1 protein-coding gene is annotated in these 595 nt (G+C 67.1%); it reads left to right on the forward strand.

All coding sequences use genetic code 11. The features are described 5' to 3' along the window. On the forward strand, positions 1-595 hold a 595-nt coding region (locus tag ACYVDG_RS32725; protein WP_460764207.1), incomplete at both ends, for an acyl-CoA desaturase.

Here is a 595-nt window from a genome sequence, read left to right on the forward strand (position 1 = left end):
GTCATCAAGTGGGTGGCCGACCACCGCCGCCACCACAAGTACGCCGACGCCGAGGGCGACCCCCACTCCCCGTGGCGCTTCGGCGACGACTGGAAGTCCGTGGCCAAGGGCCTGTACTACGCGCACATGGCGTGGATGTACCTGGACGACAAGAAGACCTCGCCCCGCCGGTTCACCCCGGACCTGCTCAAGGACAAGGACGTCGTCCTCATCGACCGGCTCTTCCTGCCGATCGTGCTCTTCTCCCTTTTCGCCCCCGCCGCCATCGGCGGCCTGGTCACCATGTCCCTGTGGGGCGCGGTCACCGCGTTCTTCTGGGCGAGCCTGGTCCGCGTCGCGCTGCTGCACCACGTGACCTGGTCCATCAACTCCATCTGCCACACCATCGGCGAGGAGAACTTCGAGGTCCGCGACCGCTCCCGCAACGTGTGGTGGCTGGCCATCCCGTCCTTCGGCGAGTCCTGGCACAACCTGCACCACGCCGACCCGACCTGCGCCCGCCACGGTGTGCTCAAGGGCCAGATCGACATCTCCGCCCGGGTCATCTGGATGTTCGAGAAGTTCGGCTGGGCCACCAAGGTCCGCTGGCCCAAGA

The sequence above is a fragment of the Nocardiopsis oceani genome (assembly GCF_054777395.1).